We start from the raw sequence: 21,553 nt of genomic DNA, 5'->3' as shown, positions 1-21,553 counted from the left end.
ACCCCGGCCAAAGGCACGGGGCTTTCAGTTGTTTTCGGCAGGAAAAGTGGGGCTAGGCGTAGCTGCCTTTGCCGTTGTCGGGCTTGTTGTGGCCGCGGTTGGGGTGTGTGGTGCCGGCGTCCTGGGCCTCGTCTTCGAGGCGCTCTTCAGTCGCCTCATCGAGGTTGCCAGCCGGCAGGGCATCGGCTTTGGGATGCTCGGGCAGGCCCGCTTCGTTCTTGTTGGTCTGCGAGTCTTTATTGCGCTCCGTGTGGTGGGTTGACATGGGAAAAGGAATGAGCAGTGAGGTAAAAAGCAGCGCTAGCCCAGCTAAGCGACTAGTGGCGGTTGGGGTGCGTCACGGGCGCGTCCTGCGCATCCTGCTGCAAGCGCTTTTCCGTTTTTTCGTCGCGCTCAGCGTCGTTGTCTTCGCCAGTGCCGGCGGCTTTTTTGGCCACGTTGGGGCCACCCTGGTGCGATTCGCCTTGCTTATTTGCTTTATGGTCTGCCATGATTTTGCTAGGGTATAAGTTGAAAAGTTTGATTTAAAAGCCTTGGTCAATAGCCGAATCCTTGGCGCCGGGGTCGGTGAGCTCGGCGTTGGTATCGGTGCCCGTCACGGGTTTTTGGGGCTTGGGCGCCATCTGGCCCATGCCCACGTGCGAGTTGCGGTCCTCCATTTCGTCGGGGCCTTTGCGCAGGTCGTCGGCTTCGAGCTCATCGACGGGGCCACGCTTGGGGCGGTTGCCATCCTCATCGCGCTCGTCGTCGGGGCTGGGCAGGTCCTGGTCGCGGCGCTGGTCGGCACCCTCGCCGGCCGTGCGCATGTTGTCGCCGGGCTGCTTGTCGTCGGGGCTGTCGGTGGGCGCATTCATGGCCACGGCCGTGATGCCCTCGCTGCTATCGGTGCCAAAGCCTTCCTTGCCATCACGGTTGCCGAAGCCACCGCGCGCCTTCTCATTCTTGGGCGGGTCGGCGTTGGGAATGCGCAGGCCAGCGGCAAATTCTTCTTCGGTAGTATCGTCGTTGATGACGCGGATGGGACGATTGTTCGGGTCGACTGACATAGGGAGGGAAAGCTAAGCAATTGGTAGAGGGGTTTACTTAGGTTTGCCCGTTTGGGTTTACCGTACCTTTGCCGCCATGCCCGAAGCCGCTGCCCTGACCCTTGTGCCCACGCCCATCGGCAACCTCGAAGACATTACGCTGCGGGCCATTCGCACGCTACGCGAAGTAGACCTGGTGCTCTGCGAAGACACCCGCACCAGCGGCCGCCTACTGCAGCACTTGGAGCTGAAGAAGCCCCTGCTAGCCTACCATTTGCACAACGAGCACAAGCAGGTGCCCCACCTGCTGGAGCGCCTGGCCAAGGGCGAGCGCATGGCCCTGGTGAGCGACGCCGGCACGCCCGGCATCTCCGACCCCGGCTTCCTGCTGGTGCGCGAGTGCCTGGCCAGGGGGCTAGCGGTGGAGTGCCTGCCCGGCCCCACAGCCCTGGTGCCGGCCTTGCTGAAATCGGGCTTCGGCGCCGAGCGGTTTGCCTTTGAAGGCTTTCTGCCCGCCAAGAAAGGCCGCCAGACCCGCCTGCAAGAGCTGGCCCGCGAAACCCGGACGCTAATTTTTTACGAGTCGCCGCACCGCATTGTCAAGACGCTCACGCAGCTTGCCGAGGTATTCGGCTCCGAGCGCCCGGCCAGCGTCAGCCGCGAATTAACCAAGCTATTTGAGGAAACCCTCACCGCCCCGCTCGGCGAGCTGGCCGCTACGCTGGGCGCCCGCCCGGCCATTAAGGGCGAAATTGTACTGGTAGTAGAAGGTGCTAAACAAGAACGCAGTGAGCGCAGCAAATACCACTCCCGCGACGACCGCGACGACGACCACCCCGACGATGATGGCGACGCCGACGATGACCCCGACGCCTAGCGGCCCGCTAGCCCGCCTGGGGCAGTCGCCGCCGCTGCTGGCCCTGCTGGGCGCCGGGCTGCTGTGGGCGGCCTGGCCGGTGCACCCCGCACCGCTGGCGCTGCTGTTGTTCGTAGGCTTCGTGCCCTACCTGCGGCTAGAGCAGGTGCTCACGGCGCAGGGTGCCCGGCGTGGGCGCGTGTTTGCCAATACGTATTTCTTTTTGTTTCTCTGGAACGCCTTCACCACCTGGTGGGTAAGCTACAGCACGCTGGGCGGCGGCATCGCCGCCGTGGTGCTCAATGCCGCGCTCATGTGCCTGCCGCTGCTGGCGTTTCGGCGCACCAAGGAGCGGTTCGGGAATACAGTCGGTTACCTCTCGTTGCCCGTCTATTGGATAGCCTTCGAGCAATTGCACCTGCACTGGGACTTGTCGTGGCCCTGGCTCACGCTGGGCAACGGCTTTGCCAGCGCCACGAGCTGGGTGCAGTGGTACGAGTACACCGGCTTCTTGGGCGGCTCGCTGTGGGTGCTGGGGGTGAATGTGCTGATATTCTGGGCGTGGTTCGGAACGGGCGGCGTGCCATTGTGGGCTCTCAATGGGCCGCGTCGTTGGCGCTGGTCGCTACCGCTGGCGGCCATCTGGCTGCCGAGTACGGTTTCTTCTATTATCAACCACGGATTTCAGGAAAAAGGCCCTGGTATTGAGGTCGTGGTGGTGCAGCCTAACGTGGACCCCTACAACGAGAAGTTTCCCGAAAATCCCCGCTTTATTCCCTATAATGAACAGTTGACACGCATGCTCCAGCGCACCGAGGCTAGCATTACCCCGCAAACGCGGCTGGTGCTGTGGCCCGAAACCTCGCTGGAAGAGCCACTCTTCGAAACTACCTTCGCTCAAACGCCGCAGGTGGCGCGCATACGGCAGGAGCTGCTGGCCCGGCATCCGGGCCTGAGTTTGCTGGTGGGCGTCACGAGCCTCAGCACGTATCCCGACGCGGCCCATGCCTCGCCCACGGCCCGGCATCGCGACGACGTGGGCTACTACGACATTTTCAACGCGGCGGCTTTTTTTGCTGATGCTACTGCGGCGCCGCAGTTCTACCACAAAAGCAAGCTGGTGCCAGGGGTGGAAAAAATTCCGCCGGCTCTCAGCAGCGTGCTCAAGAATATCGACCTCGGCGGTATCGTTGGCTCCTACGGCTCGCAGGATGAGCGCACGGTATTTCCGGCGCCGCCCGCTACGCCCGGCCTGCGGCTAGCTCCGCTCATCTGCTACGAAAGCATCTACGGCGACTTTGTGGCCGAATACGTGCACAACGGCGCCACCCTGCTGGGCCTCATCACCAACGACGGCTGGTGGAGCGACTCGCCGGGCTTTCGGCAGCACCTGGCCTACGGCGCCCTGCGCTGCATCGAGACCCGCCGCGACCTCGCCCGCTCGGCCAATACCGGCATCTCGGCCTTCATCGACCAGCGCGGTACCATTTCGCACCGCACCGGCTGGTGGGTGGGGGCTAGCAGCCGCGCCACCGTGCACCTCAATAGCGAAGAAACGTTTTACGTGCGCTACGGCGAGCTCATTGGGCGCGGCGCGCAGGTGCTGGCCGTGCTCGGGATAATCGGGCTGGTGCTCGTGGCGGCGCTGCGCCGCAAGAAAATGCTGGCCTAGCTGTTGTCTGACGTGCCAAAAACTGTCCGTCGGGCTGACGAAGGAAGCATTTTGGCCGCTTCACTCAACGGCGCTGGCAAGACGTTTCCTTCGTCAGCCTGACAAGGAATTTTTAAGGTAGTATATCATAAATAAGAAAATCGATGACCCCCGACCTTCTTCAGCTTTCCTACTCCGTCGCTGGCCTCTGCCGCCAGGCCGGCGCTTTCATCCGCCAGCAAGTGAGTAGCTTCGACCAATCAAAAATTGTGACCAAGGGCCTGCACGACTTGGTTTCCTACGTCGATAAGGAATCAGAAAAAATGCTGGTCGAAGGCCTGCAGAACCTATTTCCCGAGGCCGGCTTCGTGACCGAAGAAGGCACCGTGGCTAATTCCGATGCTAGCGTAGCCTACCGCTGGATAATCGACCCGCTCGACGGCACCACCAACTTCATTCACGGCCTGCCGTGCTTTGCCGTGAGCGTGGCCCTAGCCAGGGGCAACGAGCCGGTACTGGGTGTGGTGTACGAGGTGAGCCGCGACGAGTGCTTCCGCGGCGCGCAGGGCCACGGCGCGTTTTTGAACGACCAGCCTATCCACGTAAGCTCAGCCACGCAGATGGATGATACACTCATTGCCACCGGCCTGCCGTTCTACAAGTTTGACCATATGGATGCCTACCTGGCCATCCTGGCCGAGTATGCGCAGCACTCGCGTGGCATCCGGCGCTGGGGCTCGGCGGCTACCGACCTGGCCTACGTGGCCTGCGGGCGCTTCGACAGCTACTTCGAATTCAACATCAATGCCTACGACGTGGCGGCGGGCATTCTGCTGGTGCGCGAGGCGGGCGGCCGCGTCACGCAGTGGCTAGCCGACGGCGACCCCGTTTTCAACCGCGAAACCCTGGCCACCAACGGCCACGTGCACGACCAGATGCAGGCCGTGCTGAAGCAGCATTGGAAGGAAAGCTATAAGTCGTAGCTTAGGGCGCTCTTAATTCCGCGCCTTATGAAAACCCTGCTACCCCTGGCCTTAGCTGCGCTACTGGCTAGCCCTGCTTGTGCCCAAATCCAGCTCATCGGCGACATTACCGGCATGGGCACCCGCACGGCCGAGTATCACTACACCCGCCAAGGTAAAGATTACACCGATACGCTACGGGTGGTGAATGGCCATTTTGCGCAGGCCATCCCCGCGACCGACGACGGCATGGGCAATATCATATTTCGTAATGCGGGGGGGAGTTTTGAATCTCAATGGTTCTGGGTAGAGCCGGGCACCGTGCATGTGCGAGGCACGGCGCACCAGCTAAATCGGCTCGATGCCACTGGCACGCCCGAGAACAACGTGCTGAGCGCATATAACCACACCGTGGGCTGGAAGGACTACGGCAAATCACTTAAGCCGACAGCCGATGACCAGCCGCAACAAGCGCAGGCTGCCCGTCAGTTTATTAAGGCGCACCTGGCGGCCCGTACCAGCGCTTACCAGCTCTACCAGCAAACGAAGATGCAGCTTAATTACCCGGGGGCCGAATATGAAAGGCTGCTGCAGTGCCTGACGCCCGCCGTGCGCCAAAGCTGGTACGGGCAGCGGGCTGCCGAGCGCGTTGCTATTCTCCGCAACCAGCCTACTTTGGGCAAGGCAGTGACTACTTTCAGCATGGCCGATACGGCGGGCGTCCAGCATTCGCTGGCTACCTATCGCGGCAAATATGTGCTGCTTGATTTTTGGGGGCACTGGTGCCATCCGTGCCTAGAGGCTATGCCGAAGGTTAAGACCCTGCACCAGCAGTACGCCGACAAACTGACTATTATCGGTGTTGCGCTGGAAGGCCCTAATAGCGCGCCGCTATGGAAAAAGGCCATCCGACAGCACCAGGTGCCGGGCCTACAGCTCTCAGAGCTTCAAGGCACAGATGGTCCCGTTATCATCGGTTATAATATCAATTCCTTTCCCACCTACCTACTGCTCGACCCCCAGGGCAAGCTGGTAGCACGCACCAGCGACGTAGACGAAATCACGCAGAAGCTGGCGACCCTGGGCCGCTTGTAAGCGCGCAGTGCTCCGGCAAACTTTCCGCCCGTCTACGCCGTTTTGCTTGTATCATGGACGTTCAACTGCTCATTATCCTTGCTCTTTTCGCCGCTGCGCTTTTCTATATGGGCCGGCGCTTGTGGCTAGCCTTCGCCGCCAAAGGCCAGGCCGGTTGCGCCAAAGGCTGCGGTGGTGCCTGCGGCGCCGCGCTTGATGTGGAGGCTTTGCAACGCACCATTGAGGCGCGCTCGGTGGCCCGCTAGCTTGCCCATGCAAAAACTGTATCTGCTATTAACCCCCGACCGCCCCGGCTCCGTATAGCCGGGGCGGCCTGCTTCAGGCCAGCCTCATATTTTGCCATTTGAAATACCTATTGCCATGCAGGATAAAGAAGAAATGACTTCGATGACGACCGTCGAAAAGAAGCTCAAAAGCCAGGGCTACACCCACGATTTTACCGTGAAGGACGGCCGCCTGACCACGATGGACAACGACAGCGCCCGCACTTTTAGCCCCGAAGAAGCGACCATCGTCGATTATTTCCGCTTTGAGGGCGAAAGCAATCCCGACGATGCCGCCATCCTCTACGCCGTTGAAACTGCCGATGGGGCCAAGGGTACTATCTCGTCGGCCTACGGCGCCTACGCCAACGGGGACGTCGACCAGTTCATCCTGCAAATAGAGTCGCTGGGCAAAAACCTGATGAAAGGCAAGAAATAGCTCGCAGCTAATCTGCGGCCGGCGCTAGCCCCATACCTTGGTGCCTTCGGTGCAGTTGCGGCACATCTCAATCTGGTCGCGGCCCTTGAGCAGCGCCTGGCGGAAGCCCTGGTATTTCTGGCCGTGCCAGAGGGCACGGAAGCTTTCGTGCTGGCGGTCGCCGAGCCGGTATTCGGCATCTTTGTCGAAACAGCAGGGCACTACTTTGCCGTCCCAGGTGACCACGCACGAGTGCCACATCTTCCAGCAGCCGTTCACGAGTTTGTTTTTGAGGCTGAACGTGCCGTTGCCATTATTCGCGTAGCGTGAGTAATAATCGATGGTCGGAATTAGCGGTGAGCCCTGCTGGTAATCATAAATCTGAGCGGTTTTAAACCACACATCGTCCACGCCCATCGCCTGGGCTAGCGCCCGGGCATCTTCAATCTGGTGCTCATTAGGCCGCACTACCAAAAATTGAAAGATAATGCGCGGTGTGCTGCTATTGAGTTGTTTACGCCACTTCACTACGTTGCGGGTGCCGGCCAGTACTTTTTCCAGCTTGCCGCCCACGCGGTACTGCTGGTACACCTCCTGCGTGGTGCCGTCGAGCGAGATAATGAGGCGGTCGAGGCCACTCTCTACCGTGCGGCGGGCGTTGTCATCGGTAAGAAAGTGGGCATTGGTGCTGGTAGCCGTGTAGAGGCCTTTTTTGCTGGCATATTCTACTAAGTCAAGAAATTGCGGGTGCAGGTACGGCTCGCCCTGGAAATAAAAAATGAGGTACCACAGCCGGCTAGCCACCTCATCCATCGTTTTCTTGAACAGCTCGGCCGGCAGCATGCCCGTGGGCCGCGTAAATGAGCGCAGGCCACTCGGGCACTCGGGGCAGCGCAGGTTGCAGCTCGTAGTAGGCTCAAAGGCCAATGCCACCGGCAGGCCCCAGGCGCGGGCGCGCCCCGTGAGGCGGCTCAGCACGTAGGAAGCCACTACCTGGCTGCCGTTGAGCACGCGGGCAGGAGTGGCCTTGCGCAAAAAAGAAACGGCGTCGCGGAGAGTAGAGCGCATAAGGCAAAGGTCGGCACCAGCCGGCTAGCCCAACAGACACGCAATGCGGCCCGGAAGTTTTGGCCACTGCCCCGCGGCTAGCCTCGGCGGGCGGGCTACTTGGCCGTGTTGGGCAGCTGCGCCACGGCGGCGCTGTACACGCCGGCCCGGCCAAACGACTGGTTTATCTCATCCACGGCGGCGCGGCTGCTCAGGCGCTTGGGCTTGGGGTTGAGGATAGTACCATCTTCGCCGAGCAAAATGTAGGTCGGCACTTCTTGCAGATTATAGGCTTTGGCTACCTCCGAGCGCAGGCCGCCTAGGGCGCGCACGTGCACACCGGGCAGTTTCTTTATGGTCACGAGCTGGCGCCAGGGCAGCTCCATCTCATCAAGCGCTACGTTTACGAACACGATATTTTTGCCCTCGAAGCGCTTGGCTAGGTCCTGGGCGTAAGCTAAGTCGCGAAGACACAGGCCGTTGGTTGTTTTCCAGAAATTCAAATAAACCAGCTTGCCCTGGAAGCTGCTCAGGCGCACTGAGTCGCCGGTAGCGGATAGCAATTTGAAGTCAGGCGCCTGCGCACCGATGGCCAAGGCCTTATGCTTGGTAAAATCGTTGTCGAGCGCTGCGACGTAACGCTTGCGGGTATCGAGCGCGCGAAAATCGGCCAGCATGGCGGCCGACTGCCGCACGTGCCCAAAACGAAAAGATTCTTGCAGGATGCGGCCCAGCGTCAGCAGCTTCATCTGGCCGTTGAGGCGCTTGCTGGCCAAGGCGTAGCAAAACGGGTAAAAGTCGGGGTCGGTGCGCAGGTGCTTCTGCTGCGCGGCCATGTAATGCACATAGTTGAGCAAAAACTCTTGGAACTGCTCGTTGCCGACGGCCGTCTGGTCGTTCAGCAGGTTGGGGTCGCGCAGGTAGTCGAAGTAGCCGGGCGTCATAGTCATGCGGCCCTCGGTGCTCACTACCTGCTCGCGCAAATCGGGAAAAGTCAGGCGGTCATTGGCGTTGGAATAAGTAATCTCCGCCTTGGCATAGTTATAAAAATCTATGGTGAAAGACTGCCGGGCAGCGCGGTCTTCCAGGAAGTTTCGCTCGTGCTTAATGCGGTAGTCGAGGAAGGAGACGAACGGGGCTTCGTACAATTGAATGTTGTCGGGCAACACCTGAAAGCCATCGTTCGATACAAACTGCTCGTCAAACTCGGCCAGGTAAGAATTGGCATTGGCCATCTGCTGGCGGTGGCGCTGCGCGTCGGTTAGGTTAGCGCTGTTGCGAATGCGCGTGGCAAAGCCGGTCGGCACGTCATTGGCCTTGAATTTCACCGTGCCGGGCAAGTCCTCGGCCTTAAAGCGCACATCGAGGTCGGTGCCAGGGTCCAGGTACAAGTCGGCTACTGCGTCACCATACACCAAATCGGCCTTGGTAGAGCCCGCTACCGGGACGCTGAGTCGAAACTCACCTTTCTCATTCAGACGGGCATAGCTGATACGCTCCTTGCTGTCGAACGGGCTGTCGTGAATAGATACGGCGATGGTATCGTTCGTAGGGTTGGCCACGCGGCCCGTTAGCACTGCGGTGCCGCCTGCCTCGGCGGGCCGGCTCGCGGGCGCCTGTGCCTGCGCCGCCGCTACCAACGCCCAGCTTCCTACCCAGGTTAAAAGACACGTAAATGTTAGTTTCATATAGTAGCAGGACGGAGGCCGGAGGGTCTCGATAAGCTAAATAAACAAAAAGGCATAATACGTGTGCCTAGCTGTCTTCTCGGTAAAAGTCAATTATGGCACCGAAGATAAGGCACGTTACGCACTCACTTAGCACAACTTGAGGGCAAAAAAAAAATGCCCTCAAATTGTGCTATTAGCTATTTGATTCAGCCAAAAGATGCAGCAAAATTCTGGCCCTACCGGCTGGTCGTTCTGCTGCCGGTCTGGGCTAGCCAAAGAGCCCATTCAACACCTCATCGAGCCGGCTCACAGCCTGAATGCGCAGCCCGGCGCGGTCCTGCTCGGCCAGGTTGCGACCATTGAATTGCGACACGTACATTTCCCGGAAGCCCAGCTTCTCGGCCTCGGCCAGGCGCTGGTCGAGGCGGGGCACGGCGCGCATCTCGCCGCTGAGGCCCACCTCGGCCGCCAGGCACACATCGCCGGGAATGGGTAAATCGTTGAGGCTGCTGACTACGGCCGCGCACACGGCCGCGTCGAGCGCCGGGTCGTCGAGGCGCAGGCCACCCGCGATATTGAGAAACACGTCGTGCTGGCCTAGCCGCAGGCCGGCGCGCTTTTCGAGCACGGCCAGCAGCATTTGCAGGCGCTTGGCGTCGAAGCCGGTGCTGCTGCGCTGCGGGGTGCCGTAGGTAGCGGGCGTCACGAGGGCCTGCACCTCCACCAGCAGCGGGCGGTTGCCTTCCAGGGTGGCCCCGATGGCCATGCCGCTCAGGCTTTCGGCGCGCTGCGAAAGTAGGATTTCGGAAGGATTACTCACCTGGCGCAGGCCCGTGCCCTGCATCTCGTAAATACCCAACTCGGAGGTGCTGCCAAAGCGGTTTTTGATGGTGCGCAGAATGCGGTAGCTCAGGTGGCGGTCGCCCTCAAATTGCAGCACCGTATCCACCATGTGCTCCAATATTTTAGGCCCCGCGATGCTGCCATCTTTGGTAATGTGGCCGATGAGCAGCACGGGCACGCTGGTTTCCTTGGCATATTTGAGCAGCTCGGCGGTGCACTCGCGCACCTGGCTCACCGAGCCGGCGCCGCTCTCCACCAGCGTCGAGTGCATGGTCTGGATAGAGTCGATGACCACGATGTTGGGCTGCACCTGGTCTATCTGCCGGAAGATATTCTGGGTGTTGGTTTCGGTGAGGATGTAGCAGCCGGGGTGCTGGCCGTCGGCCAGCCGCTCGGCGCGCATTTTTATCTGGGCTTCGCTTTCCTCACCGCTCACGTACAGCACTTTCAGCTTTTTAAGGGCTAGCGCGATTTGCAGCATCAGCGTGCTTTTGCCGATGCCGGGCTCGCCACCGATGAGCACTAGCGAGCCCGGCACCAGGCCGCCGCCGAGCACGCGGTTGAGCTCGCCGTCGGGGGTAATGATGCGCGGCTCTTCTTCGTGCTGAATGTCGGCCAGCGGGCGCGACTTGGCGGCTTTTTGAAGGTTGCCGCCCGGCACCGTGCTGGCGGGTTTCCACTGGCCGGTGGTCGTGGCGGCGGTTTCTTTCTGCACCACCTCCTCCACATAGGTGTTCCACTCGCCGCACGAGGGGCAGCGCCCTATCCATTTTGCCGACTGCGCCCCGCAGTTCTGGCAGAAAAAAACCGTTCTTGCCTTCGCCATTTTTGCTAAAATAATTCGCAAAAATAAGGCGAAAGACGCTAAAAAAGTTGCGGCAGCCAGCCATTGCACCAGTTGCTGAAGCTGAATTTGAACAGCGCTAGCCCGCCACCACCGTGCGCCGGATACCCAGCTTTTTCATGCGGGCCTCCAGAGTCTTGGGGTTGATATCCAGTAAGCTAGCGGCGCCTTGCGTGCCGCTCACGCGCCCCCCCGTGCGGCGCAGCGCCGCCAAAATATGGTCGCGCTCCTGCTCGCGCAGGGTTTTGATGGGCGCCTCGCCAGCCTCATAATGCACCTCCGCGGCGGGGCTAGCCAGCAGCTCAATGGCCAAGCCGGGGCCGGGCGGCAGTGCCTGTGCCACCGGCCCGGCCGCAAAGCCGCCAAACTCCAGCCACTGGCCCTGGCTGACAATGATGGCCTGCTCCAGCACATGCTCCAGCTCGCGAATGTTACCGGGCCAGGCGTAGGCTAGCAGCGCGGCCATGTCGGCGGGCCGAATGGCGCGCGGCGGCCGGGCCAGCCGCTTGCTGAGGCTAGCCAGGTAGTGTTGCACCAGCGGAGCAATATCCTGCGGCCGCTCGCGCAGCGGCACCAGCTGAATCGGAAATACATTGAGCCGGTAGTACAGGTCGGCCCGGAAGCGCCCGGCGCGCACCTCGTCTTCGAGCACGCGGTTGGTGGCGGCCAGCACGCGGGCATCGGTCGTGAGCACGCGGTTGCCACCCAGGCGCTCAAATTCTTTTTCTTGCAGCACGCGCAGCAGCTTGGCTTGCAGGTCGAGGGGCAGCTCGCCCACCTCATCCAAAAAAATAGTGCCGCCATTGGCCAGCTCAAACTTGCCGATGCGCCGCTCCACGGCGCCGGTGTAGGCGCCTTTTTCGTGGCCAAACAATTCGCTCTCAATAAGCTGGGCGGGCAGGGCGGCGCAGTTGATTTTAACCAGCGCCCGGCCGTGCCGGGGCGAAGCCTGGTGCAGTGCCCGCGCTACTACTTCTTTGCCGGTGCCGGTTTCGCCGGTGATGAGCACCGTGGCGTCAGTACCCGCTACCTGGGCAATGCGCTGGCGCACCTGCTGCAGGGCCGGACTGGTGCCCACGAGCCCATCGGCGGGCCGGTCGGTGTTGATTTCGTCAATTAAATACGTGCGCTCTTGCTCTACCTGGGCCTTGAGCTCTTCAATCTGCTCGAAAGCGAACAGGTTTTCGAGGGCCAGGGCAATCTGGGGCACCAGGGCCTGCACGGTGGCCAGGTCGTCGGGGGTGAAGCCGTCGGGGGCGGGCGAGGCTAGCAGCAGCACCGCCGCGCCATCGGGCCGCTGCCAGATGGGCACGATGAGCATGGCCCGCACCCGGTGCTCGTCGTAGGCAGCGCGCATGGCGGGGTAGCGCACGGCCAGCTGCCGGAAATCTTCGCCGCTATACAGGCCCGCTGCTTGCAGTAAGGCGCTCATCTGCCGGTACATATCCACTATTTCGTGCGGGTGGCGGTGGTTGTGCCGGTTGGGGTCGAGCACCAGCAGGGCGCCGCTAGGGTCATCGTCGGGCCGGGCAAACTCGGCAAAACCCTCGAAGGCCTCACGCTGCCCCGCGCGCTGCACCCGAATGCCGAAGTAGTCGAACGGCACTACCTGGCCCAACTCTTCAGCAATGGCCCGAAACAGCGGCTCGCGCTGCTTGATGCTGAGCAAGGCATTGGTTACGTTGAGCTGGAGCGTGCGCTGCTGCTCACGGCGCGCTACTTCTTCAAAATCAAGCGAGTTGCGCACGGCTACCGCTACTAGCGACGTTATTTTTTCGAGCAGTTGCTCATCGGCGGCCGAGTAGGCTGGGGGACGGATGGTGGATAGGATGAGGTAGCCGGTGAGGTGGCCGCTGAGCCACATCGGCACCATCGTCATGTACTGAATGCCTTGGCGCAGTAACCGCTGAAAAGGCTCAAAATCAGTGTACTGGCGTAGGTATTCGCGCAACGCAATGTGCTGAATGCGCGGGTCTTGCAGCAGCAGCTCGACCGGCGAGCCAGCGATGGGCGTAAAAACTCCCACGTTGGCTGGCACAGGTTCGGGTGGGTTGATGGTTGTGTAATCTTTAAAAAACAGACGCTTATTAAGCAGCTCTTTATCAAAAATGCTAATGCCCATCATATCGAACGGAAAAATCAGCCGCAGCTTGCGGGCAATAATCTGAAAAAGCTGGTCTTTGTCGCGAATGGTGGCGATGGCCTCGTTCAGATGAAGCAATAGGGTTTCATCCTGGTTAGCGGTGGGCATCATAATGGTTTGAGAAATTCCTGATATGTAAGGAAACCCTGAAAAGACCATGAAGTTTATTTTCTTTGAGGAGGGTACCGATTATTTTTTAATTAACAGATAGCAAGTGGGTTAGTAGAGATAAACCCAACAATAACCAATTGGCACGGCATTCGGTAAGCTGAGGGCACACTACTACGCCACTTGGCTTATGTTTTCTAGATATCAACTTGCCGGCTTTGCGGGGCTGACGCTGGCGGGCGGCCTGCTTACCCGGCCGGCCTTGGCCCAGAACCTGCCCAGCGTGCCGGCGGCGGCGCAGCCCATCGGGCTAGTAAGCGACTCGCTGACACTCGGCGGCACGGTGCAGGCCGTGCTCGATGCCAACCCCGGTATTACTAACCTCACCGAGCTAGCCAACGCGGCCAGTAGCCGCCTGACTCAGACGCAGGCGGGCTTTCTGCCGCTCGTGACGGGTACCGTCACCTACACCCGCCTCGACCCGGTGGTGAAGCTGCCCTTTAACGGGGAGCTGCTGCAGTTTGCGCCCAACAATAACTTCGACGCGCACCTGACGGCGCAGTACGAGCTGCTGGATTTTGGGAAGCGTGACGCGACCACCAATCTGTCGCGCTCGCAGGTGCAGACGGCGCAGGACAATATTGTGGTGGCCCGGCGCGACCTGGCTTTCAGCGCGGCGCAGGTGTACTACAATATCCTGTTTATGCGCGAAAGTATCCGGGTGCAGGACCAGCAGATTGCCTCGTTGGTGGCGCACCGCGATGAGATGCAGAAGCGCGTGGATGCGGGCGTAAGCACCAAGTTTGACGTGACGACCACCGACGTGCGTATCACGCAGGCTCAGAATACCAAGCTCGACCTGCAAAACCAGCTGCGCAACCAGCAGGTGCAGCTGGCCCGCCTGCTGCACAAGCCCCAGCAGGCCGACGTGCCGGTGAAGGGCCGCCTCAGCTACGACCCCCAGGCCGTAAGCCTGGACGCCGAGCTAGCTAAAGCGGCCGAAAACCGCCCCGAGGTGAAGCTAGCCAAAGATGCCGAAACTACCGCCGAGCTTCAGGCCAAGCTCATTGAGAAAAGCAACCTGCCCAGCCTGGGCGTAGGGGCGCAGGTGGGCGGCAAAAATGGCTACATCTTGCCAAACATCAATACTATACGCTTTAATACTGTGGGTGTGGCGCAGCTTTCGCTGCCCATCTACGATGGCAATAAGAACAAGAAGCAGCGCGTGGAGGCCGCCGCTAACTACCGCGCCACCCAGGCCCGTACCCAGGACACGCAGGAGCAAATCCGGGCCGATGTGCGCCAGGCCGTGAACAACATGGAATTTAGCCGGGCGCGCTACGACAACGCGGTGCAGCAGGTGGCCCAGGCCACCGACGCCCTCAACCGGGCCCGGGGCCGCTACCAGTATGGCGTGGGGCAGAACCTCGACGTGCTCGACGCCGAAACCCAACTTGCCCAGGCCCGGCTAGCCCGCGCCCAGGCCATGTACAACTACACACTCGGCCAGTACCAGCTGCGCCGCGCCACCGGCGAGCAGATTTGGCAGTAATTAATGATAAATGTTAATGGTCAATGGTTAATAAAAGACTAGTGCTTTTAATTAACCGCTAACCATTGATAATTAACCATTACGAAATGACTCTCAGCACCATTCTCTGTCCGCTTGACTTCTCGGCTGCCTCGGTGGCGCTGGTGGCGTATGCCGCCGCGCTGGCCGTGGGCACCGGGGCCGAGCTGCGCCTGCTCTACGTGCAGGAGCCCGCCGTGCCCGCCCCGGCCGGGATGGAAGCGGAGCTGTTTGCCCACCGCGCCGCCGCCGAGGCCGCCGGGGCTAGCCGCGTGTATACCACCATGGCGCACGGCGAGGCTGCCCCCACCATCCTGGCCGAGGCCCAGCGCTACCACGCCGACCTTATCGTTATCGGGGCGCATGGCAAGACCTGCCTCAGCCGCTTTCTGATGGGTAACACCGCCGAAATGGTGGTGCGCACCGCGCCCTGCCCCACCTTACTCGTAAGAGAATAATCCCCTAGCCGCTTGTTGTTCTTCGCAATAAGCAGTCCTTCATTAACTCGTAATCAACTTCTCTTTTTAGTCTCATGGCTACCCAGACCGAACTCCAAGACGCCTCCCCGACCGCCGTGGCCGAGCCGCTGGAACCCGAAAAGAAGCGTAACCCGCTCGTCCTGATTATCGTGGCCCTGGCGCTGCTCGTAGGTGGCTACTTTGGCTGGCAGCGCTACCAGTTTGCCCAGGCCCACGAAAGCACCGACGACGCCCAGGTAGAAGGCGACATCTACCCGGTGCTGCCCCGCGTGAGCGGCCCGGTACTGAAGGTGTATGTTGACGACAACCAGCACGTGAAAAAGGGCGACACGCTCGTGACCATCGACCCGGCCGACTATCAGCAGCGCGTTGATGCCGCCCAGGCGGCCCTGCTGGCCGCCCGCGCCCAGGTAACCGCCGCCCGCGCCGCCGTGGGCACCGCCCAGGCCAACGTGCGCACCGCCCAAACCAGCATCGGGGTGAGCGCCGCCAACCGCACCCGCTTGCAGCAGGACCTGGCCCGCAGCACCAAGCTGCGCAATCAGGACATCATTCCGCAGAGCGAGTATGATGCCGTAGCCGCCAACCTCAAATCGACTACGGCCCAGCAGAGCACGGCCCAGGACCAGGTGAGCGTGGCCCGCAACCAGGTAACGGCCGCTCAGCAGCAGGTAGTCGTGGCCGAGGCCGTAGTGAAGCAGCGCCAGAATGACCTCAACAACGCCCAGCTTCAGCTGAGCTACACTACCATCGTGGCACCCGCCAATGGCATCGTGAGCCGCAAAAACGTGCAGCCCGGCCAGGTAGTAAGCCCCGGCCAGCAGCTAGTAGGCTTGGTGAGCAGCGCCCGCACCTGGGTGGTGGCTAACTTCAAGGAAACCCAGCTTGAAAACATGAAAGTGGGCCAGCCGGTGAAACTCGAAGTGGATGCCTACCCGAACGAAGAATTTGATGGCCACATCGAGTCGCTGTCGGCGGCTACGGGTGCCCGCTTTGCGCTGCTGCCCCCCGACAACTCGACCGGCAACTTTGTGAAAGTAACCCAGCGCGTGCCCGTAAAAATCGTGCTCAACAAAGAAGACCCCGCCCACCCGCTGCGCACCGGCATGAGCGTAAATGCCATCGTGGCGGTGAAGTAAGGCCCATTTTGGCATTGCGAGCGCAGCGAAGCAATCGCCCCAGAACGAAATCGTTCGGGTGCTGTTCGGATGCGATTGCTTCGCTGCGCTCGCAATGCCAAATTTTATACATTCAGTACTAGCTAAATAAGTACTATGGAAACCGGATTTAGAAAGTGGATTATCGTCGTGACGGTAGTTTTCTGCTGCTTGCTGGAGCTCATTGACACCAGCATCGTGAACGTGGCCCTGACCCAGATGATGGGCAACCTCTCGGCCACGCAGCAGGAAGTGAGCTGGGTAATTGCCTCTTACGCCATTGCCAACGTGATTGTGATTCCGATGACCGGCTTCCTGGCCGAGCAGTTCGGGCGCAAAAACTATTACCTGGCCTCGGTCATTTTATTTACGCTGGCCTCCATGGCCTGCGGCCAAAGCACCACGCTGCCCGAGCTGGTTATTTTCCGCTTTATCCAGGGCGTGGGTGGCGGAGCCCTGATGGCGACTTCGCAGGCCATTCTGATTGACACCTTCCCGCCCAAGCAGTTGCCGCTAGGGCAGGCGCTGTTCGGCATGGGTGTGATTATCGGCCCCACCATCGGCCCAACCCTGGGCGGCTACATCGTAGAAAACTACTCCTGGCCCTGGATTTTTTACGTGAACGTGCCGGTGGGCATTCTGGCTAGCATCTTCACCATCCTGTTTATCCGCGACCCCGAGCGCATCAAAAATGCCATTCCGCGGCCGCTGCGCGACATCGACTGGGCCGGTATCGGCCTGCTGATACTGGGCGTGGGCTCACTGCAATACGTGCTGGAGCAGGGTGAAACCAACGACTGGTTCGACGACAACATTATTAAGCTCTTTACCGGGCTAGCGGCCGTCGGGCTCATTGGCTTCGTGTGGCGCGAGCTCACGGCCAAGGCCCCGATTGTGGACCTGCGGGTGCTGGCCAAGAGCCGCAACCTGGCCGTAGGCGCTTTTCTGTCGTTCGTGCTGGGCTTCGGGCTGTTTGCCTCGGTGTTTGTGTTTCCGATTTTCACCCAGCGCATCCTGGGCTTCTCGGCCGAGCAAACGGGCTGGATACTGTTGCCCGGCGCCCTGGCTTCGGGCCTGATGATGCCCATTGTGGGCCGGATGCTGATGGCCGGCGTGCCCCAGAAATTTATGCTGCCGGTGGGCTTCGCCATCTTCTTCGGCTTCACGTTCTGGATGGGCAGCCGCATTTCGCCCACGGCCGGCGAGCACGACTTCTTTTGGCCACTCATCGTGCGCGGCGTGGGGCTAGGGTTGATTTTTATGCCCATCACCACCATGAGCCTGGCCGGCCTGCAAGGGCGCGATGCCGGGCAGGCCGCCGGCCTCACCGGCATGATTCGCCAGCTCGGCGGCTCGTTTGGCGTGGCCATCGTGGGTACTTACCTCGAGCGCAGCATCCAGAACAACCGCGTGGCCCTGCTGCCCAATATCTCGCTCTACAATACCGAAACGGCCCAGCGCGTGCAGGCCTTCACCCAGAGCTTTCTCAACAAGGGGCTAGCCCTCGACCAAGCCAAGCAAGCCGCCTACGCTGCCCTCGAAGGCACCCTGATGAAGCAGGTGTCGCTCATCACCTACACCGAGATTTTCTACGCGCTCGGCTTCTTCTTCCTGGCCTGTGTGCCGCTCATTTTGCTGGTCAAGCGCCCGAAAGTGGGCGAGAAAATCGACCTCAATGCGGCCCACTAATTCTGGCCCGCGTTTTGCAAAAGCCTATTTACGTGGCTTACTTAGGTGACGATTATTAGGCGCTAGGTTATAAAAAAAAGGCTTCCGGCATTATGCCGGAAGCCTTTTTTAGGTGCCAGGGCTAGTCCCGCGCCTATTGATACTGAATGTAAAGCGGCTTGGGGTTGAGCTGGGCCAGCACCTCGGGAGGCGTCATCATGTGGTGCGGCTTGGGCTTGATGTCGTATTCGTAGAAGAGCTTGAAGCCGGTAAACTGCACGGGCTCCTTCTCGATGTAAGCTTTGTACGAATCCTTTTTGAGAGTAGGGTCGCCCCAGCCGTCCATATCCATCACTACCTGCACGCGCGGGTCCAGCTTGATATTCTTAACGTTGGTCACCATCTTGCGAGTGAAGCGGTGCACCATCAGAATCTTGGGCGGCAGGTGGTTTTCGCTCACGATGCGGGCCAGGAAGTTGATGGCAAAATTCACGTCTTTGGCGTCGTAGGTGCCGATTTTCTTGTTGGGCCGCACGTGCATAGTACCCAGCGCAAATTCGGGGTCGATGCCCAGGTGCACCATCGGGTCCTTGAGGTATTCGGTGAGCTTGGGCAACTCGTGGGCGAGGTCGCTCCAGCCCACCTGCACATCCAGAAACAAAATGGCATTTTTCTCCCGGGCCCAGGCGCGGGTTTCCTCGATGGTGCTTTTCGAGTTCATGAGGCGCCACTTGCCATCGGCGCCCGGCGCGCCCTGCGCCGTGATGGTCACGCTGTGAAAAGCCGGCAGCACGGGTAGGCTAGGGTCGGCGGCCTGCCACTCCTTCAGCACACCGTCGAACTTGCGCATCATCTGGGCCTTGGGCTCGCGGCCCAGAATACCCATGCCCTTCGAGCGAATGTTGCCGTAAAACGCCACAATGCGGTGGCCCGGCAGCAGTGAGCCCGGCAGCTGGCCGGTTTTCTTGGCAATGCTGTCGGCCTTGAGCGAGTCGCGCTGCATGGCCAGGCGCTTAAGCTTCAGGGTATCGACGGGGGCCGGCTTGTTGGCGGCGGCTAGGGTGTCGGTTTTGTCGGTGGCCGCTTCGCCTTGCCCCGAGCGGTTGCAGGCCGAAAGGCCCAGGCTGGCCAGCAGCCCCAGGCCCAGCGCGCCGCGCCAAGCCGAATAAAAACGTGAACGCACTACAGTTGAGATAGGTAAATGAGGGCGCAAGTTACGGCCCAGCCAGGGGCCGGCAAGCCCAGCGGGTGAAAGGCTGGTGAAGCCAGCCGGTTAGGTGCTGCTTTTCGCCAATCTCTTACTTTGACTGGGCGCCCGCCGCTAGCCCTGCCGCAGTTGCCGCTTATACAGCTGCACCGTGTTTTCTAGGCCCAGATACAGCGCATCGGCCACCAGCGCGTGGCCGATGCTCACTTCCTGCAAGCCGGGCAGCTCCTGGGCTAGGTAGGCTAGGTTGTCGAGGTCGAGGTCGTGGCCAGCATTCAGGCCCAGGCCGGCGGCCACGGCGGCGCGGGCGGTGTCGCGGTAGGGCAGCACGGCGGCGGCGCGGTCGGCGGCGTAGTAACGGGCGTAGGCTTCGGTATAGAGCTCCACGCGGTCGGTGCCGGTGTGGGCGGCGGCATCGACCAGGCTAGGGTCGGGGTCGAGGAAAATACTGACGCGGGCACCGTAGCCCTTAAGCTCGGCCACTACCTCGCGCAGAAAGCCTTGGTGCTGAATGACATTCCAGCCGGCATTGGAAGTAATGGCGTCGGGGGCGTCGGGCACCAGCGTCACCTGCTCGGGGCGCACCTCGCGGCACAGGGCCAGGAAGTCGGGCGTGGGATTACCCTCCACGTTTAGCTCGGTGGTCACGATGCTCTTCAGGTTGCGCACGTCGTCATAGCGAATGTGGCGCTCATCGGGGCGCGGGTGCACCGTAATACCTTCGGCCCCAAAGCGCTCGATGTCGCGAGCGGCTTGCAGCAAGTCGGGGCGGGCGTGCAGGCCGCGCGCGTTGCGCAGCGTGGCAATTTTGTTGATGTTAACGCTTAGCTTGACCACAGATTCAAACAGATTAAACAGATTTAACGGATGCGCTTGGCGGCGCCAAGCTGGCTACGTAAGTGGGCGCGGCGGGCAGGCTAGGGCGGCGCAGCAGTGCAAGGTACCTTTGCCGGGCCGCTGCGCCGCCTGACTTTTTCCTCCCTAAACCACGCTGCCCATGACTAGTTCGTTGCGCCCACCCGTTCGCCTGGGCCCATTGCTATGGTTCGGGGCGCTGGCCAGCCTGCTGCTGGGTATCGAAAACCTTGTCATTCACCAGCCTGTCTTCAGCCAGCGCCCGGCCCTGCCCGTGGGGGTAGCCTTTGACCTGCTAGTTTGTTTGCCGCTGCTATTCTATTTCCTAGTGATGCGGCCCTATCGCCTGCCTCTTACCAGCCTGGTAGCCGTGCTGGGGGCGTGTTTAGGGCTAGCTAGCTGGCTGCTGCCTGCGGCCCAGCAGGCCCCGTTGCGCGCCCTGCGCCTGCTGCCCGCGTTGCTCGAAGCTGCGGCCCTGGGGCTAGCCGCCACTCGGGCCCGCCGCTTGGTGCATACCTACCGAGCGGCCTACGCCCGGGAGCCCCACGTGTGGCCTAGCGCCCAGGCCGCCATGCGCTCGCTGGGCGCGGTGGGCGAACTGCTGCTGGCCGAGCTCACCGTGCTGCGGTATGCTGGCCTGGGCTGGTGGGCCCGCCCCGAAAGACCGATTCGTGCCACGGCCTTCAGCAGCTACCGCGAATCGGGCTTTGTGGCGCTGGTGGCTACGGCCGCGGGTGTGCTCGTGGTGGAGGCTACCTGCGTACACCTGCTGGCCCAGCACTGGTGCCCCGCGCTCGCGCCCTGGCTGCTGCTGGCCGATGCATACGGCTTGGTATTCTTGCTGGGCCATGCCCAGGCGGTGCGCCTGCGGCCCGTGTTGCTGAGCCCCGACGAGCTACGCCTCCGCATTGGGTTTGTGTGGGAGCTAGCCGTGCCGCGCACGGCCTTGGTAGCTGCCGAAGCCCTGCACGAAGCCCCGGCTGCGGGCTCCGGCGTGCTAGGCCTGAGCAAGCTCTTATTCGCTAGCCCCAATCTGTTGCTCACCTTTGCCAAGCCGGTAGTGGTTGTGGGGCCGTATGGCCTGCGCCGCACGGCCCGTCGCCTAGCCGTATACCTCGACCAGCCGCAGCAATTTATTGCCGCATCCCGGCTTCACTCCTAATTTTTACTGCGCTAACCCGCTCTTTCCCTTTCCCAATGGCTCTCAAAGACACCATCGACGCCGGCATCAAGCAAGCTATGCTGGCCAAAGACAAAACCCGCCTCACCGCCCTGCGCTCCATCAAATCGCAGATTTTACTGGCCGAAACGGCTGAAGGCGCCAGCACCACCGGCCTCAGCGCCGACCAGGAGCTGAAGCTGCTCAACAAAGCCGCCAAACAGCGCCGCGAGTCGGCCGCTACCTACAAAGAGCAGTTCCGCTCCGACCTCGAAGAAACCGAGCTGGCCGAGCTGGCCATTATCGAAGAGTTCTTGCCCCAGCAGCTTAGCGAGGGCGACCTAGTGCAGAAGCTCGTAGACATTATTCAGCGCACGGGCGCCAAAGGGCCTTCTGACCTGGGCAAAGTAATGGGCGTAGCCGCCCGCGAGCTCAGCGGCCAGGCCGACGGCAAGCGCATTTCGGAAGTGGTGAATATGCTGCTCAACAACACAGACTTCTAGTTAGCTTAGCGTGAGGAATGGAAAATTAGC

The 21,553-nt window shown here is 61.1% G+C and carries 21 protein-coding genes; 12 read left to right on the top strand and 9 right to left on the bottom strand.

Annotated features, from left to right (window positions below):
* Positions 1–52: 52 nt before the first annotated feature.
* The 3 genes from GKZ68_RS15415 to GKZ68_RS15405 are packed head-to-tail and all read right to left on the bottom strand — an operon-like array spanning position 53 to position 1,046.
* Positions 53–265, bottom strand: coding sequence for a hypothetical protein (locus tag GKZ68_RS15415; protein WP_173116328.1), 213 nt, complete (start codon positions 263–265; stop codon positions 53–55).
* A gap of 52 nt (positions 266–317) precedes the next feature.
* Positions 318–491: a hypothetical protein gene (locus GKZ68_RS15410; RefSeq protein ID WP_173116326.1), complete on the bottom strand. Its 174-nt coding sequence runs from the start codon at positions 489–491 to the stop codon at positions 318–320.
* A 33-nt stretch (positions 492–524) separates the two neighbouring features.
* Positions 525–1,046, bottom strand: coding sequence for a hypothetical protein (locus GKZ68_RS15405; RefSeq protein ID WP_173116324.1), 522 nt, complete (start codon positions 1,044–1,046; stop codon positions 525–527).
* A gap of 76 nt (positions 1,047–1,122) precedes the next feature.
* Between GKZ68_RS15405 and rsmI the strand changes: the two genes are divergently transcribed.
* The 6 genes from rsmI to GKZ68_RS15375 all read left to right on the top strand — a co-directional run bounded on the left by rsmI (position 1,123) and on the right by GKZ68_RS15375 (position 6,291).
* Complete coding sequence (rsmI, locus tag GKZ68_RS15400; protein WP_173116322.1) at positions 1,123–1,902, top strand: 16S rRNA (cytidine(1402)-2'-O)-methyltransferase; 780 nt, start codon at positions 1,123–1,125, stop codon at positions 1,900–1,902.
* Positions 1,886–3,553 carry an apolipoprotein N-acyltransferase gene (lnt, locus tag GKZ68_RS15395; protein ID WP_173116320.1) on the top strand — a complete coding sequence of 556 codons (1,668 nt, stop codon included), beginning with the start codon at positions 1,886–1,888 and terminating at the stop codon, positions 3,551–3,553. The genes rsmI and lnt overlap by 17 nt, the downstream gene beginning before the upstream one ends.
* Before the next feature lie 143 nt (positions 3,554–3,696).
* Positions 3,697–4,515 (top strand): inositol monophosphatase family protein, encoded by an 819-nt coding sequence (locus GKZ68_RS15390; RefSeq protein WP_173116318.1) that lies wholly within the window; start codon positions 3,697–3,699, stop codon positions 4,513–4,515.
* Between the two features lie 27 nt (positions 4,516–4,542).
* Complete coding sequence (locus GKZ68_RS15385) at positions 4,543–5,589, top strand: TlpA disulfide reductase family protein (RefSeq protein ID WP_173116316.1); 1,047 nt, start codon at positions 4,543–4,545, stop codon at positions 5,587–5,589.
* Positions 5,590–5,642: 53 nt separating this feature from the next.
* Positions 5,643–5,834 (top strand): FeoB-associated Cys-rich membrane protein, encoded by a 192-nt coding sequence (locus GKZ68_RS15380; RefSeq protein WP_173116314.1) that lies wholly within the window; start codon positions 5,643–5,645, stop codon positions 5,832–5,834.
* Positions 5,835–5,949: 115 nt separating this feature from the next.
* Positions 5,950–6,291 carry a hypothetical protein gene (locus GKZ68_RS15375; RefSeq protein WP_173116312.1) on the top strand — a complete coding sequence of 114 codons (342 nt, stop codon included), beginning with the start codon at positions 5,950–5,952 and terminating at the stop codon, positions 6,289–6,291.
* Positions 6,292–6,315: 24 nt separating this feature from the next.
* Here GKZ68_RS15375 and GKZ68_RS15370 read toward each other — a convergent pair whose 3' ends face one another.
* The 4 genes from GKZ68_RS15370 to GKZ68_RS15355 form a co-directional block, all read right to left on the bottom strand.
* Positions 6,316–7,338 carry an SPASM domain-containing protein gene (locus GKZ68_RS15370; protein WP_173116309.1) on the bottom strand — a complete coding sequence of 341 codons (1,023 nt, stop codon included), beginning with the start codon at positions 7,336–7,338 and terminating at the stop codon, positions 6,316–6,318.
* Between the two features lie 95 nt (positions 7,339–7,433).
* Positions 7,434–9,005: a redoxin domain-containing protein gene (locus tag GKZ68_RS15365; RefSeq protein WP_173116307.1), complete on the bottom strand. Its 1,572-nt coding sequence runs from the start codon at positions 9,003–9,005 to the stop codon at positions 7,434–7,436.
* A 250-nt stretch (positions 9,006–9,255) separates the two neighbouring features.
* Positions 9,256–10,656, bottom strand: coding sequence for a DNA repair protein RadA (gene radA, locus GKZ68_RS15360; RefSeq protein ID WP_173116305.1), 1,401 nt, complete (start codon positions 10,654–10,656; stop codon positions 9,256–9,258).
* A gap of 97 nt (positions 10,657–10,753) precedes the next feature.
* Positions 10,754–12,928, bottom strand: coding sequence for a sigma 54-interacting transcriptional regulator (locus GKZ68_RS15355; protein ID WP_173116303.1), 2,175 nt, complete (start codon positions 12,926–12,928; stop codon positions 10,754–10,756).
* 187 nt (positions 12,929–13,115) lie between these two features.
* On the opposite strand from GKZ68_RS15355, the gene GKZ68_RS15350 reads away from it, so the two are divergent.
* The 4 genes from GKZ68_RS15350 to GKZ68_RS15335 all read left to right on the top strand — a co-directional run bounded on the left by GKZ68_RS15350 (position 13,116) and on the right by GKZ68_RS15335 (position 17,820).
* The gene (locus GKZ68_RS15350) at positions 13,116–14,477 is read left to right on the top strand and encodes a TolC family protein (RefSeq protein WP_173116301.1); all 1,362 of its coding nucleotides are present in this window, start codon (positions 13,116–13,118) and stop codon (positions 14,475–14,477) included.
* Between the two features lie 86 nt (positions 14,478–14,563).
* Entirely contained in the window at positions 14,564–14,953 is a 390-nt protein-coding gene (locus tag GKZ68_RS15345) for a universal stress protein (RefSeq protein WP_173116299.1), read from the top strand.
* 74 nt (positions 14,954–15,027) lie between these two features.
* Entirely contained in the window at positions 15,028–16,113 is a 1,086-nt protein-coding gene (locus GKZ68_RS15340) for an HlyD family secretion protein (protein ID WP_173116297.1), read from the top strand.
* Between the two features lie 135 nt (positions 16,114–16,248).
* Positions 16,249–17,820, top strand: a complete 1,572-nt coding sequence (locus GKZ68_RS15335; RefSeq protein WP_173116295.1) for a DHA2 family efflux MFS transporter permease subunit — start codon at positions 16,249–16,251, stop codon at positions 17,818–17,820.
* A 133-nt stretch (positions 17,821–17,953) separates the two neighbouring features.
* On the opposite strand, the gene GKZ68_RS15330 is transcribed toward GKZ68_RS15335, so the two are convergent.
* Together GKZ68_RS15330 and GKZ68_RS15325 are read right to left on the bottom strand one after the other, a co-directional pair.
* Complete coding sequence (locus tag GKZ68_RS15330) at positions 17,954–18,982, bottom strand: hypothetical protein (protein WP_254244026.1); 1,029 nt, start codon at positions 18,980–18,982, stop codon at positions 17,954–17,956.
* Between the two features lie 138 nt (positions 18,983–19,120).
* Complete coding sequence (locus GKZ68_RS15325; protein WP_173116293.1) at positions 19,121–19,843, bottom strand: pyridoxine 5'-phosphate synthase; 723 nt, start codon at positions 19,841–19,843, stop codon at positions 19,121–19,123.
* Between the two features lie 160 nt (positions 19,844–20,003).
* Between GKZ68_RS15325 and GKZ68_RS15320 the strand changes: the two genes are divergently transcribed.
* Positions 20,004–21,023, top strand: coding sequence for a hypothetical protein (locus tag GKZ68_RS15320; RefSeq protein WP_173116291.1), 1,020 nt, complete (start codon positions 20,004–20,006; stop codon positions 21,021–21,023).
* 35 nt (positions 21,024–21,058) lie between these two features.
* A complete protein-coding gene (locus tag GKZ68_RS15315; protein ID WP_173116288.1) occupies positions 21,059–21,523 on the top strand; it encodes a GatB/YqeY domain-containing protein in 465 nt (154 codons plus the stop codon).
* The last annotated feature ends 30 nt before the right edge of the window (positions 21,524–21,553 follow it).

This window comes from Hymenobacter sp. BRD128 (assembly GCF_013256625.1).
GTDB lineage: Bacteria > Bacteroidota > Bacteroidia > Cytophagales > Hymenobacteraceae > Hymenobacter.
The sequence above is the reverse complement of the archived record's forward strand: the minus strand, read 5'-3'. Positions and strand labels throughout refer to the sequence as shown.